Below are 16,899 nucleotides of genomic sequence, written 5' to 3'. Positions count from 1 at the left end.
TCACCATCCTCCCGATGCGCCGCCGCCGCCGCCGGATCCACCGCCGCCGCCGCCGAAACCACCGCCGCCCCAGCCGCCGCCGCCGCTGTCGCCACCGCCGCCCCAGCTTCCGCCGCCGCCACTACCGCCGCCACGGGTCATCGCGTCGGCGATGCTCCACAACACGATCGGCAAGGCGCCGCTGCCACCGCCGCGGCTGCCGCCATCGACGTAATGCTTGCCGCCCGCGCGCCGCGAGATCATCGGAATGACGATCGCCGCCAGCACGATGCCGAAGAAGATGAGCCCGATCGGCACGCCGCCGCCGCCTGAGTTCGAACGACGATGCGTCTTGTCATACTCCGCCGCTGCCGCCGTCACCTTCGCGCGCGCCTCCGCATCGGGCAGCGCGAGCTGGTCCGCCACGGCGTTCGTGCCCGCGACGATACCGCCGGGGATGTCGCCCGCCTTGAAGCGCGGCAGGATCTGCTGGTTGATGACGATGCTGGAGAGCGCGTCGGTCAGCACCGGCTCCAGGCCATAGCCGACCTCGATCCGCACCTTCCGGTCGTTTGGCGCGACCAGCAGGATCGCGCCGTTGTTCGCGTCCTTCAGCCCGACGCCCCAGCTTCGAATCAGGCGATTGCCGTAATCCTCGATCGGATAGCCTTCGAGATCGGGCACCGTCGCGACGACCAGCTGGTTGCCGGTCGTCTTTTGCAGGTCGTCGAGCCGCTTGGTCAGCGCCGCTTCCTGATCGGGCGGGATGACGTTGGCCGCATCGACGACGAAGCCGGTGAACTTCGGAAGCGTCTGCGCGGTCGCAGCATTGCTTCCCAGCAGCACCGCGAACGCCAGCGTCAGGAGATGGCGGAGCATAATGCTCGGATCAGCTCGCGTTGCCGAAGTTCACCGTCGGCGCGGTCTCGGCGCCCGGCGTGGTCGCCGCGAACGGCACCATCGGCTTGGCGCCATAGAAGATCTTCGCGCCGACCGCGTCGGGGAAGGTACGGATCTTGGTGTTATACGCCTGCACCGCGCCGTTGTAATCGCGCCGTGCGATCGTGATGCGGTTCTCGGTGCCCTCGAGCTGGCTCATCAGCGTGGTGTAGTTGGCCTGGCTCTTCAGCTCAGGATACGCCTCCTGCAACCGCTGGAGCGACAGCCCGACGGCACCCTGGACGCGCGAGAACTGCGCGATCTTGGCGGGATCGGTCAGGTCGTCGCCCGACACCTGCACGGTGTTCGCGGCGGCGCGCGCCTGCGTCACTTCGACCAGGATGCTCTTTTCCTGCGCGCCGGCAGCCTTCACCGTCGCGACGAGGTTGGGGATCAGGTCGGCGCGGCGCTGATAGTCGTTCTGGACGTCTGCCCAGCGTGCCTTCACGTTTTCCTCGGCGGTCGGAATGCTGTTGATCCCGCAGCCGGCGAGGCTCGCGGCGAGTGCAACGGCAGCGGTTCCGCGAAGAATGGTGGCACGTGACGACATGGGGCTCTCCTGAATACCTGTGTCACCCCCATAGGACAGTCGGCAGGGTTGGCGAAACCGAAATCGGTGGCTAGCCTGTTGGCTACAGTAGAAGGGGGCGACATGCTCAAGGAATTCAAGGCGTTCATCATGCGCGGCAACGTGCTGGATCTCGCCATCGCGGTGATCATCGGGGCGGCGTTCGGCAAGATCGTCACGTCGCTGACCGACGACGTGCTGATGCCGGTGATCGGCAAGATCTTCGGCGGGCTCGATTTCTCGAGCTATTTCTGGCGGATGGGGCCGGTGCCGGCGAACTACGTCGGCTCGCTCAGCGACTACGCGGCGTTGAAGAAGGCTGGCGTGCCACTGCTCGGCTATGGCGCGTTCGCGACGCAGCTGGTCAATTTCGTGATCGTCGCGGGTATCATCTTCATGATCCTGCGCGTGGTGAATCGGACGGCGGCGCTGATCGAGCGCGAGACGGCGCGGTTGAAGCGTGAGGAAGAGGCGGTGGCCGTCGCGCCTGCGCCCGAGCCGGTCGAAATCGCGCTGCTCCGCGAAATCCGCGACGAGTTGAAGGCGCGGGGGTGATCGCTTGGTCCTTCTCCCCGTCGGGGAGAGGGAGGGAGGAGCCGTAGGCGACGGAAGGGTGAGGGGCTTGAGGCTCGGGAGCGCATCCCAACTCCCCCTCATCCGACGCTGCCGCGCCACCTTCTCCCCTAGGGGAGAAGGAAAAGCCTACGCCGCTACCAGTTCCTCGGCGTTCGCATCCGCCAAGCTGGTCCCATCCAGAATCCGCGCAGTCTCGTCCCGCACCCGCATCATTGCGAACCGGATCGCGCAGTCGGCCTCGCTCTTGCAATCGAGGCATGGCCGGTACGCAGTCCGGCTCACGCACGGCACCAGCGCCAGCGGGCCCTCGATGATCCGGATGATCTCGCCAAGCGAAATCAGGTGGCTCGGCCGCGACAGGCGGTAGCCGCCCATCTTGCCGCGATGGCTGTGGAGCAGACCGGACTCGCGCAGGTCGGCGAGGATCAGCTCGAGGAATTTGCGTGGCACGTTCGCCTCGGCGGCGATCCGCGTCATCGGGATGGGAGGGCCACCGACGGGGGCACCGCCAAGGAAGATCATCGCGCGGAGCGCGTAGCGGGAGCGCTGCGTCAACATAATGCAGGTTGCTATGCACGCGCTTTGTGGCGAGCGAAAGGCGGTTTGGCACGCTGTGTGCTAACCCATCGGAGATTTATCCGGGGGAGCGCAGCCACCCCGCCAGTCTTTTCATTTGGCCGGGCTTTTCAGATCGATGCGGCCCCCCTATATTGGTCTTGCCGTCGGGGGAATCTTCTCTTGGCGGCTATGGCGATAAACCGTGGCGTGTCATAGACACAGCGGACCCGGGGGCAGTACCCGGCGACTCCACCACCGCCCTCTTCGCAAGAGGGGGACGATGACGGGGTCGAACTAGGATCGACGTGTGTTCAACGACGCTATGTTTCGCTCGGAATGGGACCACCGCAACGGCCCATACACAAGTGCCAACGATAACGAAGCACTCGCAATTGCCGCATAACTGACGGTCTAACGACCTAAGTTATACGGACGAAAGCGCGGTTCGGGCCACACCGGGCAACAGAAGTGGACACCGGCGGTACGGGGGGCACCGAGCAACAGAAGCTCCCCACTAACCCGATATTAGCGCCGACTACGCAGCCCGATCACGCGGCAAGGCGCTCGACCAGCTGCAGCACTGGCGGGCTGAAGCCGAGCGGACCGACCAGCACGTTGGTAACGACCAACACGGCGCCACCCCAATAATAGGCCGGATGTATCTTCCCGCGCAGGCGCAGGTCGAAGATCATTCCCGCGATGACGTACGCCGCCATCGACGCGAACACCGCAAGCGGCGCGAACTGACCCAGCAGCGGCATTGGCAGGATTCGCCCCAGCGCCGGCGACATGACCAGGATCGTGCCACACAGCATCAGACGCTTGTGCCACGCAGCCTGCTTCCGCAGCGCGATCGCCCAGGCGGTCAGGATACCAAAGCCGAGCACGCCCAGCACGTCGAGCACGAGGAAGATCCCAGGCGGGAAGAACGGCGGTACGCGGTGCTGCTGGATCGCTGCGACTGTGGTGACGATGCCCAGTACGACCATCGACGCTGCAATAACGGCGCCGAGTACGCCGAGTTGTCGATGCCAAGTGATCGATCCCCGAACGACCAGCCAGTTCTGCACGACGTAGAGAATGATCCACGCCAGGAAGGCGGCGGCATGCAGATGAACTTGCAAAGGCAGTTCGAGAAACGTCCAATTCATCCGCGCGGCATTCAGCGTGAACCCGAAGATCACCGTGACGGCGATCGCTATCGCCATGCCGAGGAAGAAGCGACGCTCGCTCGCGACGACATTCCGTTGCGCAGGCCGTACACTATTTAACGATGCCATTGGACCGCCCCCGCGAGTCGATGCTCGAGCGACGGACGATGGCCCTAATACTGATAACGGGCAATACTCATGACGAATGAAGACTGCCTAGCCTAGTAGATGTAAGATCCTGAATACTCTTCCAGTCCGTTAACCGCTCAGAGTTGTAAAAGCTTGCTGAGTTGTGCGCCGGTATAAGGCTTTTGTACGAACCGCGCGGCCTTGGGCAGCGCGGCAGTCGTGCCGTTGTCGGCACCCGACGTGACCAGGATCGCGATATCAGGGCGTTGCGCGTGCACAGCATTGGCGAGGTCGATGCCGTTTAGAGCTCCCGGCATGCGAACATCGGTAAACAGCGCGGCGATATCTGGCCGCTCTTCGAGCTTCGCCAGGGCATCGGCCGCGTTGCTGGCTTCGACGACTTCATAGCCGGCATCCTCCAGCGCGAGGTTGGAATGGACCCGGACAAGGGCATCGTCATCGACGACGAGGATAACGGACTTCGCAATGGCATTCATATCGGTTCGAACATCCGGCATGCCGCTCCGTTCCAATATAAGTCATGTTCTCAAGGCATAACGGGGCAGAGCGAGCCTGACATGAGAAAGGGGCCCGGTTTCCCGAGCCCCTTCATCATTCGCCATTAGGCCGCGAAGGCTTAGTCGCGATCGCCCGTCAGGAATGCCGGAGCGAACTCGGGAGCCTTGTCGCCGTCGGTGCGTGCAGCGCGCTCGCCGCCGCCGTTACCACCGCCGTCACGACGCGGACCACGGCCACCGCCGTTGCCGCCAGCGTCACGGCCACCATCGCCATCACGACGCGGACCGCGCGGACCACGGTCACCGCCGCCGCCTTCGCCGCGCGGGCCACGACCGCCACCGTTGCCGCCAGCATCACGACCGCCATCGCCATCACGACGCGGGCCGCGCGGACCACGGTCACCGCCTTCGCGCGGTTCACGAGCAGGACGCGTGTCCTCAAGCTCTTCGCCGGTCGTCTGGTCGACGACACGCATCGACAGGCGAACCTTGCCGCGCGGATCGATCTCGAGAACCTTGACCTTGACCTCCTGGCCTTCGGTCAGAGCGTCAGACACCTTCTCGACGCGCTCGTTCTTGATTTCGGACACGTGGACGAGACCGTCCTTGCCACCCATGAAGTTCACGAACGCCCCGAAATCGACCAGGTTGACGACCTTGCCGTCATAGACCTTGCCGACTTCGGCTTCCTCGACGAGGCCCTTGATCCAATTGATCGCGGCTTCGATCTGCGCGGGGTCGGACGACGACACCTTGATCACGCCCTCGTCGTCGATGTCGACCTTGGCGCCGGTCTGCGCGACGATCTCGCGGATCACCTTGCCGCCGGTGCCGATGACTTCACGGATCTTCGACTTGTCGATCTGGAAGCTCTCGATGCGCGGTGCGTGCGCCGACAGCTCCTCACGGGTGTGGTCGAGTGCCTTGGCCATCTCGCCCAGGATGTGCGCGCGGCCTTCCTTGGCCTGCGCCAGCGCCTTGCCCATGATCTCTTCGGTGATGCCGGCGATCTTGATGTCCATCTGCATCGTGGTGATGCCCTCGGACGTGCCAGCGACCTTGAAGTCCATGTCGCCGAGGTGATCCTCGTCGCCGAGGATGTCCGACAGAACCGCGAAGTTCTTGCCTTCGAGGATCAGGCCCATCGCGATGCCCGACACCGGACGCTTCAGCGGAACGCCCGCATCCATCATGCTCAGCGAACCGCCGCAGACCGTCGCCATCGACGACGAACCGTTGCTCTCCGTGATGTCCGACAGGACGCGGATCGTGTACGGGAACTCTTCCTTGGTCGGCAGCACCGGGTGCAGCGCGCGCCATGCGAGCTTGCCGTGACCGACTTCGCGACGACCCGGCGCACCGAAGCGACCGACTTCACCAACCGAATAGGGAGGGAAGTTGTAGTGCAGCATGAAGTTTTCATACGACAGACCATTCAGGCCGTCGATCATCTGCTCTGCGTCACGCGTGCCGAGCGTGGTGGTGCAGATCGACTGCGTCTCGCCGCGCGTGAACAGGGCAGACCCGTGCGTACGCGGGAGGAAATGCACCATAGCCTCGATCGGACGGATCTGCGTGGTGGTGCGACCGTCGATGCGGGTGCCGTCCTTGAGGATGGCGCCGCGGACGATCTCCGCCTCCAGCTTCTTCATCAGCTTGCCGGCTGCCATCTGGTCCTGCGGCGACGCGTCCGCAAATGCGGTCTTGCCCTTCGCGCGGGCCGCATTCAGCAGGTCCGAACGCTTGGACTTGTCGGTCACCTTGTAGGCGGCTGCGATGTCCTTGCCGATCAGCTTCTTCAGCTTGTCCTTGGCGGTCGAGAGATCAGCCTGCTCGGCCATTTCCCAAGGATCCTTGGCAGCCATTTCGGCCAGATCGATGATCAGGTTGGCGGCTTCGCGGCAGGCCTTGTGGGCGAACTGCACGGCGCCGAGCATGATCTCTTCCGAAAGCTCCTTGGCTTCCGATTCGACCATCATCACGGCCTGGCCGGTGGCGGCGACGACGAGGTCGAGATCGCCAGCCTTGGCTTCTTCCAGCGTCGGGTTGAGGATGTACGCGCCATCGACGTAACCGACGCGGGCTGCGCCGATCGGGCCCATGAACGGCACGCCCGAAATCGTCAGGGCTGCCGATGCAGCGACCATCGCCAGGACGTCCGGCTCGTTCTCGCCGTCATACGACAGAACCTGGCAGATCACGTTGATCTCGTTGTAGAAACCCTCTGGGAAGAGGGGGCGGATCGGGCGATCGATGAGACGGCTGGTCAGCGTCTCCTTCTCGGTCGCACCGCGCTCACGCTTGAAGAAGCCGCCGGGGATGCGGCCGCTCGCGGAGAACTTCTCCTGGTAATGGACGGTGAGCGGGAAGAAATCCTGCCCTTCCTTGACGGTCCGTGCAGCCGTCACGGCGCACAGAACGACGGTCTCGCCAAGGGTGGCGAGGACTGCGCCGTTGGCCTGGCGCGCAACGCGGCCGGTCTCGAGCGTCAGCGTCTTGCCGCCCCACTGGGCGCTTACGGTCTTGGTATCGAACATTCTTTTTCCTTCACTCCGGTCGCCAGATGCGAACGGGGCCTATGTGCGGGCTTAGCCGGCCCGCGGCGGTGTGGAGCGAGTTGTCGCTCCTTGCCAGTGCACCGAATTGTGTCCTGGCGTTTGCCTCCGCGCGAAATGCGCGGAATCAAAACCCTATATACGAAAACGGCCCCCCGAAGGGAGCCGTTCGTGTTACTTGCGAAGACCGAGCTTCGCGATCAGATCCAGGTAGCGCTGGCCGTCCTTGTGACGGAGATAGTCCAGCAGCGTCCGGCGCTTGTTGACCATCATGAGAAGACCACGACGCGAGTGGTTGTCCTTCTTGTGGCCCTTGAAATGCTCGGTCAGGTTCTTGATGCGCTCGGTCAGGATCGCGACCTGGACTTCCGGCGAACCGGTGTCACCCTCGGCGCGCGAATGCTCCTTGACGAGCTCGGTCTTGCGTTCAGCGGTAATCGTCATGAATTCATGTCCTCGACATCACAGATTGAAACCGCGAACGACCCGGACGTCTCCGTCCTCGACCTCGACCAGCGCGACCGGGACAGCGTCCAGTTCGGCAAAGTATTGGCCATCGTCTGCGGCGATCCCGGCCAAGATACGCCCCTGTCGGAGCGCCCCTGCCTGGTCGGGGGTGAGGGAGAGAGCCGGGATGTCGTCCAGCGCCACCCTCAAGGGCAGAAGTACATCTTCAAGCGCGGAGGCCTTAGCGAGTTCGTCCAGTTTGTCCAGCGATATCGCGGACGTGAGGTCGAACGGACCGGCCTTGGTGCGGCGGAGCATTGTGACATGGCCGACCGTGCCGAGGGCGATCGCGATGTCGCGCGCGAGGGAGCGGATGTAGGTGCCCTTCGACACATGCGCGGTAAACGTGACCTCCTCCAGTGGGGAGTGGGGAGGAGGCGCCTCTTGCAATTCCTCCCCGGCACGGGGAGTGGGACCGCCGTCCACTTGGACGGGGGTGGAGGAGGGCTCGCCACCAACGGTACGCTCGCGGAAGCCCCCCTCCACCAGCTGCGCTGGTCCCCCTCCCCGTACCGGGGAGGATAGCGAATGGATCGTCACATCCCGGCTCGCGAGCACCACCTCATGCCCAGCCCGCGCCAGATCATAAGCCCGCTCCCCATCAATCTTCAGCGCAGAGTACGCCGGCGGCACCTGAGAAATCGGCCCGGTAAACTGCGCCAGAACCGCCTCCACCGCCGCCAAAGTCGGCCGCACGTCGGACGTGGCTATGCCCACGCCTTCAGCATCCAACGTATCCGTCTGAACCCCGAACATCACCGTAAAATCATAAATCTTGTCACTATCGAGCATCCGCCCAGCCAGCTTGGTCGCCTCCCCAACGGCGATCGGCAGCACGCCGGTGGCGAGCGGATCGAGCGTCCCCCCATGCCCCACCTTGAACTTTCCATACCCGCCGCTCCGCAAGGCACGCTTCACCGCCGACACCCCCTGCGTCGAGCCAAGCCCCAGCGGCTTGTCGAGAATGATCCAGCCATGCATGCGCGTAAGTCCTAGAATATTGGCCCCCCGTTCGTCCTGAGCGAAGTCGAAGGACATGGGGCAAAGGTGCTTCGACTTCGCTCAGCACGAACGGGCAGGGGAGTAAGGTTCAGCCCAAAGCCTCACAAAAATGGCGCCGACACAGCGCGACATAGCGGTCGTTCCCGCCAATCTCGGTCTGCTGCCCCTCGGCAATTGCCCGCCCGTTCCCATCGACCCGAAGGTTCATCGTAGCTTTCCGCCCACACCCGCAAACCGACTTGATCTCCACCAGCGAGTCCGCCAGCGCCAGCAACCGCGCCGACCCCGGAAACAGCGCCCCCTGGAAATCGGTCCGCAACCCGTATGCCAGCACCGGAATCCCGACCACATCACAGATATGCGCAAGCTGATCCACCTGCGCAGACGTCAGAAACTGCGCCTCGTCCACCAGCACGCACGAGATCGCGTCCTCGCCAAGCTGCCGAACCACGCAGGCCCCGATATCCGTCCCCGCATCGAACGCGATCGCCGGCGCCTCCAGCCCGATCCGCGACGTGATAGTCCCCGCCGCGAACCGATCGTCGATCGCCGCCGTAAATAGCATCGTCCGCATCCCCCGCTCGCGGTAGTTGAAGTCCGCCTGCAACAGGTTCGTCGACTTCCCCGCGTTCATCGACGCGTAGTAGAAATACAGCTTGGCCATCAGATCAGCGTCTCGACAGGTACGGGCGATTGCCCTGCATGGGTCGCAATCCCCCGATCGAACGTAACGAAGCCGTCCGCCACGGAACGCGCAGAAACGAGGTGGATCATGTCAGCCCAATCAGCTCCTTCGCGATAGCGCGTGACAGCCCAGGACAGGCCATCGCGATCCGCGGTATGGATAGTTCCCAACTGGAGCAGCGCTTCAATCGCATCGGCCACCATCGCACGACCGAGCGCGGCGCGCTTCGATAGCACCCATCCGAGTTCGAGCCAGACGGTCAGGCTCACCCAGACTGGTGCGCCAAGTATTTCAGATGCCATTGCCGACTGATGCTCGTCGTCTGCCAGGATAAAACGCGCGAGAATATTGGTATCAACGGCCTTCACGCGGAAAGACCGTCCTCGTCGAAATCGGGCGACCAACTCAGTTGCTCGATAGGAATGGCCGGCCCCTCGTACCGAACGCGCGCACGCAGATCGGCCATTACCTCGGCGACGCTCTTTCCGGTCGTCCTACCCGTCGGTCGCAACACGATGTCACCACCCGCTTGCAGGACCTCGAACTGCTGGCCAGGGTTCAAGCCGAGCGAGTCGCGCACATCCTTTGGGATTACGACTTGGCCTTTTTCCGACATTTTCGTCTGGGCATTCATCACGGTAAGATGCGTCTTACCGTGATCAAAGTCAATCTTCGGTCAGATCCCGCGCAACATGTGGATTGCGCAACAACGTGTCGATATGCGTACCCTCGTCGAAGCTCTCGTCCGCGAGGAACTTGAGCTTGGCGGCATACCGCATCTGTACCCGGTTCGCGACTTCGCGCTGGAGGTAGGCGGTGTTGGTCCGCAGCGCCTTCAGTACCTTTTCCTCGTCCTTGCCGAGCAACGGCTTCACGAAGACGGTGGCGTGGCGGAGGTCGGGGGACATGCGGACCTCGGTGATCGTCACGAGGTGCTTTTCGAGCACCGGATCGTGAACGTCGCCGCGCGCGAGGATGTCGGACAGCGCATGACGCGCCTGTTCGCCGACTCGTAGCGAGCGGACGGCTTTTGCTTCTGGGGTATCGGTCTTCATTCTTCTAACTCCCTCGCCCCTCCGGGGAGAGGGTGGGGGTGGGGGGCTGCCACGAACGCTGTCGCGCGGTACTGCCCCTCACCCAACCCTCTCCCCGCAGGGGAGAGGGCTCTCGGCCTCAAAGCGTGCGTTCGCGCATCTCGACTTCGAACGTCTCGAGGACGTCGCCGGCCTTGATGTCGACGAAGTTCGACGTGAACGTCACGCCGCACTCGAGCCCAGCACGGACCTCCGCGACATCATCCTTGAAGCGACGCAGCGATGCGATTTCACCCTGGTAGATGATGACGTCGTTGCGCGTGATACGTGCCTTGAGCGCCTTGCGGATGTTGCCCTCGGTGACGAGCAGACCTGCTGCCTTGCCGTGCTTGCCCGCCGAGAAGACCTCGCGGATATCGGCACGACCGACGACTGTCTCGAACGCTTCCGGCCCAAGCTCGCCTGCCATCCCCGCCCGGATCTCGTCGATCAGGTCGTAGATCACGTCGTAATACTTGAACGCGACCTTCTGGCGCTCGGCGATCTCGCGTGCCTTGGCATTCGGGCGAACGTTGAAGCCGATGATCGGAGCCCCCGAAGCGGCCGCCAGGGTGACGTCCGACTCGGTGATGCCACCAACGCCCGAGCTCAACACGCGCGCCTTGATCAGGTCGGTGGAGATCTTGTTGATCGCCCCGACGATCGCCTCGACCGTACCCTGCGTATCCGCCTTCACGACCAGCGGATATTCGATCGCCTGCTTTTCCTTCAGCGCCGAGAACATGCTCTCGAGGCTGGCAGGAACCGATGCGGTCCGCTTGTCGGTCTTCACGCTGCGACGATATTCCGCGACTTCGCGGGCGCGTGCCTCGTTCTCGACGACCTGGAACGGATCGCCCGCCTGCGGAACACCCGACAGACCGAGGACCTCGACCGGCATCGCCGGACCCGCTTCCTTGATCTGCTTGCCCTTGTCGTCGACCAGCGCACGGACCTTGCCGCTCTCGCCACCGACCACGAAGATGTCGCCGACCCGCAGCGTACCGCGGTTGACGAGGATCGTCGCGACCGGGCCACGACCCTTGTCGAGCTTGGCCTCGATCACCGTACCCTCGGCGGCGCGATCCGGATTGGCGCGCAGTTCGAGCAGTTCGGCCTGGAGCTGGATCTTCTCGATCAACGCATCGAGACCGATCTTCTTGGTCGCGGAGACTTCGACGTCCTGGACGTCGCCGCCCATGTCCTCGACCACGATCTCCTCACTCAGCAGGCGCTCGCGCACCTTCTGGGCATTGGCGCCTTCCTTGTCGATCTTGTTGATCGCGACGATCATCGGCACGCCAGCCGCCTTGGTGTGGGCGATCGCCTCCACCGTCTGCGGCATCAGGCCGTCGTCCGCCGCCACCACCAGGATGACGATGTCGGTGACGTCCGCGCCACGCGCACGCATCTGCGTGAACGCCTCATGGCCTGGCGTGTCGAGGAAGGTGATCTTCGACTTGTCCTTCAGGGTCACCTGATACGCGCCGATATGCTGGGTGATGCCACCCGCTTCGCCGCGCACCACGTCGGTGCCGCGCAGGGCATCGAGCAGCGACGTCTTGCCGTGATCGACGTGACCCATGATCGTGACGACCGGGGCACGTGGCTTCAGCGTCTCCTCGGCATCGTCGATCGTGTCGTTGGCCAGATCCTGGTCGACATCGCTGACGCGCGTCAGGTTGTGGCCGAACTCGGTGACGAGCAACTCGGCGGTATCCTGGTCGATCGTCTGCGTCATCGTGACGGGCATGCCCATCTTGAACAGCGCCTTGACGAGGTCGGCACCCTTCTCGGCCATGCGGTTCGCGAGTTCCTGGACCGTGATCGCCTCTGGGACGACGACGTCGCGGATCTGCTTGGCCTGCGCCTCGCGCGGACCACCGGTACCACGACGCTCCTTCTCGCGCGCGCGCTTCAGCGCGGCGAGCGAGCGAGCACGTGCACCATCACCATCGCCGAGCGCGCGGTTAACGGTGAGCTTGCCCGAAGTGCGACGATCGTCACCCTTGCGGTCACGCTGCTGCGGACGCGCTGGCACTGCGTCGCGACGGACACCACCAGCCGGAGCATTGACGCCGGTCGCGCCGGGGCGCGCCGCGGTCGTGCCGGCATTCGCAGCCGTGGTCGGCGCTGCGGCAGCGGGTGCTGCGACAGGCTTCGGCGGCGGCGGAGGACGCTCTGGACGCGCCACCGGCGAGAACCGGCGCGGTGCCGGGAACGCCGGATCGCGGGTCAGTTCGATGACGGGCGGCGGTGCCGGCGGAGCAACGGGGGCGGGCGCGGGCTTGGGAGCCGGTGCAGGAGCAGCCGCGACTGGAGCCGGCGCGGGCTTCGGTGCAGGTGCAGGCGTTGCAGCAACTGGAGCCGGGGCAGGAGCCGTAGCGACGGGCGCTTCGACCGGAGCCGGCGCAGGCGCCGGCGTCGGTGCAGCGACCGGAGCGGGAGTCGCTTCGACCACGGGTGCCGGTGCGGGCGCAGGGGCCTCGACGGGCTTCGGCGCCTTGGCTTCGGCCTCGGCGCGCGCACGATCGGCGACGCGATTACGCTCGTCTTCGATCGCCTTCGCCCGCTCGGCTTCCTGGCGACGACGCCCTTCCTCGAGCGTGTTCATGCGCTGCTCTTCAGCCTCGCGGAGCAGCTTGGCCTGGCGCTCCTGCGGCGACAGATTGCTCTGCTGCTGACGCACGGGGGCGGGCGCAGGCTGCGGTGCGCGCGCCTGTGGTGCCGGCGCTGCAGGTGCAGCCGCCGGGGCGGGCGCAGCAACCGGTGCGGCATCCGCGACCTGCACGTCGGGCTCGCCCGGACGGCGCAGCACGCGCGCGCGCTTGGTTTCCACGATCACCGTATTCGATCGGCCGTGGCTGAAGCTCTGCTTCACCTGGCCGGTCTCGACCGTGCGCTTCACACCCAAAGGTGCGCGCATGCCAAGTTTCGGCTTCTCGTTGTCCGTGTCGCTCACTCAAATTCCTCAGTCATGTCCACGGCCGGGCGTGTTCCGGTCGATCCGGACGCCTGTTGTATCGGTGGCGCCCCATTTTGTGGTGACGCCGATGCGCCCTGCGAGGCCGTTTCGCAAGACACGGAAGAAGGTTCGGGGCCGATAAAATGCAGCCAACGGTCGAGCGCTTCGCTCACCCGCTTTGCTGCAGCGCGGTCGGTCAGGCCAATGTGTACCACATTTTCCCGCCCCAGCGCCAACGCCAATATGGTGCGTGACACAGGGAGTGCCAACCCCCGCAAACCCGAGCCCTCGACATCGTTGCCGATGCGCCACGCCTGATCGAGCTTCCGGTTGCCGTCCTCGGCCGCATCGGACGCGTGATACAGCGCCTTCAGCTTGCCCTGGCGTGCGTTCTGCTCGATCCGGTCGGAGCCGATCAGCACCGTGCCGGAGCGCGATTCGAGCCCGAGCCGGTCGAGCGCGTTACGCTCCAGCGCGGCTTCGATCTTGGCCGGAAGCTCGGGATCGATGGTGAACTCGCCGGTCTTGAACGCGCGGGAAAGAGCGCCCTTGAGCTTGCCCTTCTTGATCGCGGCTTCGAGCTCGACTCGAGTCACGCCGATCCACGCGCCACGGCCGGGAGCCTTGGCGCGAACGTCGGGAAGGATCTGCCCATCGGGCGACAACGCGAGACGCACGAGATGCGGCCGCACGTCGCGCTCCCCCGAGAGGATGCATTTGCGAACGGGCAAGTCGTCATCCCCCTCCCGCATGCGGGAGGGGCTAGGGGTGGGCTCGCGCTCACCTCCATTGCCGCCCTTAGCTTTAGCCTTGGAAGCGTGAGACTTAGCTGAAGCGTCGCCTTTAGCCGAAGCCGGGCGCCCACCCCTCGGTCCCCTCCCGCTTGCGGGAGGGGAGGAAGGTAGGGTTTCGGTAGCGCCTAGCGTCTCATCGGGAGGGTTCCGCATGTGCGTCCTCCTGCGCCGGAGTCTTCGGAGCGTCGCGGTCGACCAAGAGCTGACCCCCCGCGCCATAATTCTCGGTCGAGACCTCTTCGATAACGATCTGCACCGCAGCCGGGTTCTTTCCCAGCCGCTGCACAAGCGACTGGGTGACGTCGGCGACGATGCCGGACTTCTGGTCCTTGGTGGCGGACCCCGAGATGCGGATGCTGACGAAGGGCATCAGGCCTTGTCGCCCTCGCTCTTCGCGTCGGTCTTGTCCGCCGCGTCTTCATCCGAAGCGTCGTCCGCCGAAACGTCCTCAGCAACGGCTTCGTCGGCAGTCGTCTCTTCAGTCGCAACGTCCTCGACCACGGCGTCATCAGCCGAAGCCTCTTCCACCGGAGTCTCGTCCGCCTCGACTTCGTCAGCCGAAGCCTCCGGAGCCTCGTCCTCGAACCAGTGCGCGCGAGCGGCCATGATGATCTCGTTGCCCTGCTCGTCGCTCAAACCATACTCGGCGAGAATCCCGCCCTTGGGCTCGGGACGCTTCGGCGCGTCCTCGTTGCGACGGCGTGGCTCGACGCGCTTCTTCTCGACCAGTTCGTCGGTCGCGAGATCGGCGAGGTCGTCGAGCGTCTTGATGCCCGCCTTGCCGAGTGTGACCAGCATCGCCTCGTTGAGATACGGCATGCCAGCAAGCGCATCCTCCACGCCGAGCGCGGTACGCTCTTCGCGGCTCGCGGCGTCGCGACGCTCCAAAGCCTCGGTAGCGCGGTTCTGCAACTCGCCCGCCAAATCCTCGTCGAAGCCTTCGATGCCGGCGATCTCCTCGACCTCGACATAGGCGACCTCTTCGAGGTTCGTGAACCCTTCGGCGACCAGCAGCTGTGCGAGCGTCTCGTCGACGTCGAGCTCCTTCTCGAACATCGCCGAACGCTCGACGAAGTCCTTCTGGCGCTTCTCCGACGCATCCGCCTCGGTAAGGATGTCGATCGCCTTGCCGGTCAGCTGCGACGCAAGCCGCACGTTCTGGCCACGACGACCGATCGCCAGCGAAAGCTGGTCATCGGGAACGACCACCTCGATGCGCTCTTCTTCCTCGTCGATCACGACGCGCGACACCGACGCCGGCTGCAACGCGTTGACGACGAAGGTCGCGATATCGGGCGACCAGGGGATGATGTCGATCTTCTCGCCCTGCATTTCCTGGACGACGGCCTGGACGCGGCTACCCTTCATGCCGACGCACGCGCCGACCGGATCGATGCTCGAATCATGCGAGATGACGCCGATCTTCGCGCGTGAACCCGGATCGCGGGCCGCGGCCTTGATCTCGATGATGCCGTCGTAGATCTCGGGCACTTCCTGCGCGAACAGCTTCTTCATGAAGTCGGGGTGCGCGCGGCTGAGGAAAATCTGCGGCCCACGGTTCTCGCGACGGACGTTCAGGATCAGCGAACGGATGCGGTCGTTGACGCGCACCACTTCGCGCGGGATCTGCGCGTCGCGGCGGATCACGCCCTCGGCGCGGCCCAGGTCGACGACGACATGGCCGAACTCGACGCGCTTGACGACGCCGGTGATGATCTCGCCCGCGCGGTCCTTATACTCTTCGAACTGGCGCTCGCGCTCGGCGTCGCGGACCTTCTGGAAGATGACCTGCTTGGCGGCCTGTGCGGCGATGCGGCCGAACTCGATCGGGGGCAGCGGATCGACGATGAAGTCGCCGAGAGCGGCGTCCTTCTGCAGCTTCTGCGCGCCCTTGACGTCGACCTGCTTGAAATAATCGTCGACCGCCTCGACCACTTCGACGACGCGCCACAAGCGCAGATCGCCCGTGTTCGGATCGAGCTTCGCGCGGATGTCGTTTTCGGCGCCGTAGCGCGAGCGGGCGGCGCGCTGGATCGCGTCCTCCATCGCCTCGATCACGATCGCCTTGTCGATCATCTTCTCCGACGCGACCGAATTCGCGATCGCGATCAGTTCCGCGCGGTTTGCGGTGACTGCCGTGGCCATCAATGCTGTCCTTCTTCGGTGTCGGCCTCGTGAGCATCGGGCTCATCGGTGGGCGTATCTTGATAGAAAACCTCGTCCGCGCCTTCGATCGAAAGCGGCGCGGTCGCGGCGATGAGTCGGTCGGTCATGACGAGCTTGGCGTCGGCGACCTGCGAAAAGTCGATCGTCATGAGCTTGTGCTTGTTGACGTCGACGGTGATCTTCGTCCCCTCGACGCCCATCAGATTGCCCGAGATCTGCTTGCGGTCCTCGAACGGCTCGACGAGGCGGATGCGCGCCTCCTGGCCTTCCCAGTCGGCAAAGTCCTGAAGCCGGGTCAGCGGGCGATCGATACCGGGGCTCGACACTTCGAGACGATATGCGTCCTCGCCGACCGGGTCCTTGCCCTCGGCTTCGAGCGCATCGAACTTGTCCGAGATGCGGCGCGACAGCTCGGCGCAATCCTCGATCACCAGCTGGCGGGTGTCGGGGCGCTCGGCCATCACCTGCAACGTCGGATCGGACTTGCCGCCCTGCATGCGCACGCGCACGAGGCTGAGGCCGAGCGCGGTCGCCTCGGGTTCGATCAGGTCGGTCAGCAGGGCGATATTCGCCATCGAAATTCCAAACAGGGCCAAAGCACAGGTGATTGCCGCCGCGGAGCAAGCCCCGCAGCCTCTTCATCTGGCGATGTAGAGAAGTGGTGCCTCTATACGCGGGGTAGCGCCCGTCCGCAAGCGGGAGCAACCTTCGTTTAGTACGCTGCGTTAGCGCAG

General features: G+C 64.6%; 18 protein-coding genes and 1 other RNA gene. 2 read left to right on the top strand and 17 right to left on the bottom strand.

What is annotated here, in order from left to right:
- Both E5673_RS19060 and E5673_RS19055 read right to left on the bottom strand, forming a co-directional pair.
- On the bottom strand, window positions 1-858 hold the full coding sequence (locus E5673_RS19060; RefSeq protein ID WP_136191201.1) for a TPM domain-containing protein: 858 nt from the start codon (window positions 856-858) through the stop codon (window positions 1-3).
- A 10-nt stretch (window positions 859-868) separates the two neighbouring features.
- Window positions 869-1,468 (bottom strand): LemA family protein, encoded by a 600-nt coding sequence (locus tag E5673_RS19055; protein WP_136191200.1) that lies wholly within the window; start codon window positions 1,466-1,468, stop codon window positions 869-871.
- Between the two features lie 102 nt (window positions 1,469-1,570).
- Here E5673_RS19055 and mscL point away from each other — a divergent pair, with 102 nt between their 5' ends.
- On the top strand, window positions 1,571-2,041 hold the full coding sequence (mscL, locus tag E5673_RS19050; protein ID WP_136191199.1) for a large conductance mechanosensitive channel protein MscL: 471 nt from the start codon (window positions 1,571-1,573) through the stop codon (window positions 2,039-2,041).
- A gap of 147 nt (window positions 2,042-2,188) precedes the next feature.
- Here the strand turns inward: mscL and E5673_RS19045 are convergent, their stop codons facing one another.
- On the bottom strand, window positions 2,189-2,620 hold the full coding sequence (locus E5673_RS19045) for an Rrf2 family transcriptional regulator (protein WP_056065892.1): 432 nt from the start codon (window positions 2,618-2,620) through the stop codon (window positions 2,189-2,191).
- Window positions 2,621-2,741: 121 nt separating this feature from the next.
- On the opposite strand from E5673_RS19045, the gene ssrA reads away from it, so the two are divergent.
- Window positions 2,742-3,097: a transfer-messenger RNA gene (ssrA, locus tag E5673_RS19040) on the top strand.
- Between the two features lie 71 nt (window positions 3,098-3,168).
- Here the strand turns inward: ssrA and E5673_RS19035 are convergent.
- The 14 genes from E5673_RS19035 to rimP all read right to left on the bottom strand — a co-directional run bounded on the left by E5673_RS19035 (window position 3,169) and on the right by rimP (window position 16,740).
- On the bottom strand, window positions 3,169-3,900 hold the full coding sequence (locus E5673_RS19035; protein WP_136191198.1) for a hypothetical protein: 732 nt from the start codon (window positions 3,898-3,900) through the stop codon (window positions 3,169-3,171).
- 137 nt (window positions 3,901-4,037) lie between these two features.
- Window positions 4,038-4,418, bottom strand: coding sequence for a response regulator (locus E5673_RS19030; protein WP_210731778.1), 381 nt, complete (start codon window positions 4,416-4,418; stop codon window positions 4,038-4,040).
- A gap of 119 nt (window positions 4,419-4,537) precedes the next feature.
- A complete protein-coding gene (gene pnp, locus E5673_RS19025; protein ID WP_136191197.1) occupies window positions 4,538-6,955 on the bottom strand; it encodes a polyribonucleotide nucleotidyltransferase in 2,418 nt (805 codons plus the stop codon).
- A 192-nt stretch (window positions 6,956-7,147) separates the two neighbouring features.
- Window positions 7,148-7,417 (bottom strand): 30S ribosomal protein S15, encoded by a 270-nt coding sequence (gene rpsO, locus E5673_RS19020; RefSeq protein WP_055881152.1) that lies wholly within the window; start codon window positions 7,415-7,417, stop codon window positions 7,148-7,150.
- Between the two features lie 18 nt (window positions 7,418-7,435).
- Window positions 7,436-8,461, bottom strand: a complete 1,026-nt coding sequence (truB, locus tag E5673_RS19015) for a tRNA pseudouridine(55) synthase TruB (protein ID WP_136191196.1) — start codon at window positions 8,459-8,461, stop codon at window positions 7,436-7,438.
- A 109-nt stretch (window positions 8,462-8,570) separates the two neighbouring features.
- Window positions 8,571-9,146: a thymidine kinase gene (locus E5673_RS19010; protein WP_136191195.1), complete on the bottom strand. Its 576-nt coding sequence runs from the start codon at window positions 9,144-9,146 to the stop codon at window positions 8,571-8,573.
- A complete protein-coding gene (locus E5673_RS19005; RefSeq protein ID WP_168711677.1) occupies window positions 9,146-9,535 on the bottom strand; it encodes a type II toxin-antitoxin system VapC family toxin in 390 nt (129 codons plus the stop codon). Before E5673_RS19005 ends, E5673_RS19010 begins: the two co-directional genes overlap by 1 nt.
- Window positions 9,532-9,801, bottom strand: coding sequence for an AbrB/MazE/SpoVT family DNA-binding domain-containing protein (locus tag E5673_RS19000; RefSeq protein WP_056066108.1), 270 nt, complete (start codon window positions 9,799-9,801; stop codon window positions 9,532-9,534). Before E5673_RS19000 ends, E5673_RS19005 begins: the two co-directional genes overlap by 4 nt.
- 31 nt (window positions 9,802-9,832) lie before the next feature.
- Window positions 9,833-10,222: a 30S ribosome-binding factor RbfA gene (gene rbfA, locus E5673_RS18995; RefSeq protein WP_093398796.1), complete on the bottom strand. Its 390-nt coding sequence runs from the start codon at window positions 10,220-10,222 to the stop codon at window positions 9,833-9,835.
- Window positions 10,223-10,340: 118 nt separating this feature from the next.
- Entirely contained in the window at window positions 10,341-13,202 is a 2,862-nt protein-coding gene (gene infB, locus E5673_RS18990) for a translation initiation factor IF-2 (protein WP_136191193.1), read from the bottom strand.
- Window positions 13,199-13,936, bottom strand: a complete 738-nt coding sequence (locus tag E5673_RS18985) for a DUF448 domain-containing protein (RefSeq protein WP_120301364.1) — start codon at window positions 13,934-13,936, stop codon at window positions 13,199-13,201. Before E5673_RS18985 ends, infB begins: the two co-directional genes overlap by 4 nt.
- A gap of 196 nt (window positions 13,937-14,132) precedes the next feature.
- Complete coding sequence (locus E5673_RS18980; RefSeq protein ID WP_136191191.1) at window positions 14,133-14,369, bottom strand: 4-oxalocrotonate tautomerase family protein; 237 nt, start codon at window positions 14,367-14,369, stop codon at window positions 14,133-14,135.
- A complete protein-coding gene (nusA, locus tag E5673_RS18975; RefSeq protein ID WP_136191190.1) occupies window positions 14,369-16,144 on the bottom strand; it encodes a transcription termination factor NusA in 1,776 nt (591 codons plus the stop codon). Before nusA ends, E5673_RS18980 begins: the two co-directional genes overlap by 1 nt.
- Window positions 16,144-16,740, bottom strand: a complete 597-nt coding sequence (rimP, locus tag E5673_RS18970) for a ribosome maturation protein RimP (protein ID WP_056051561.1) — start codon at window positions 16,738-16,740, stop codon at window positions 16,144-16,146. The genes nusA and rimP overlap by 1 nt, the downstream gene beginning before the upstream one ends.
- Between the last annotated feature and the right edge of the window lie 159 nt (window positions 16,741-16,899).

Source organism: Sphingomonas sp. PAMC26645 (assembly GCF_004795835.1).
In the GTDB taxonomy this organism is placed as follows: domain Bacteria; phylum Pseudomonadota; class Alphaproteobacteria; order Sphingomonadales; family Sphingomonadaceae; genus Sphingomonas.
This window is presented reverse-complemented; position numbering and strand designations above follow the sequence as displayed.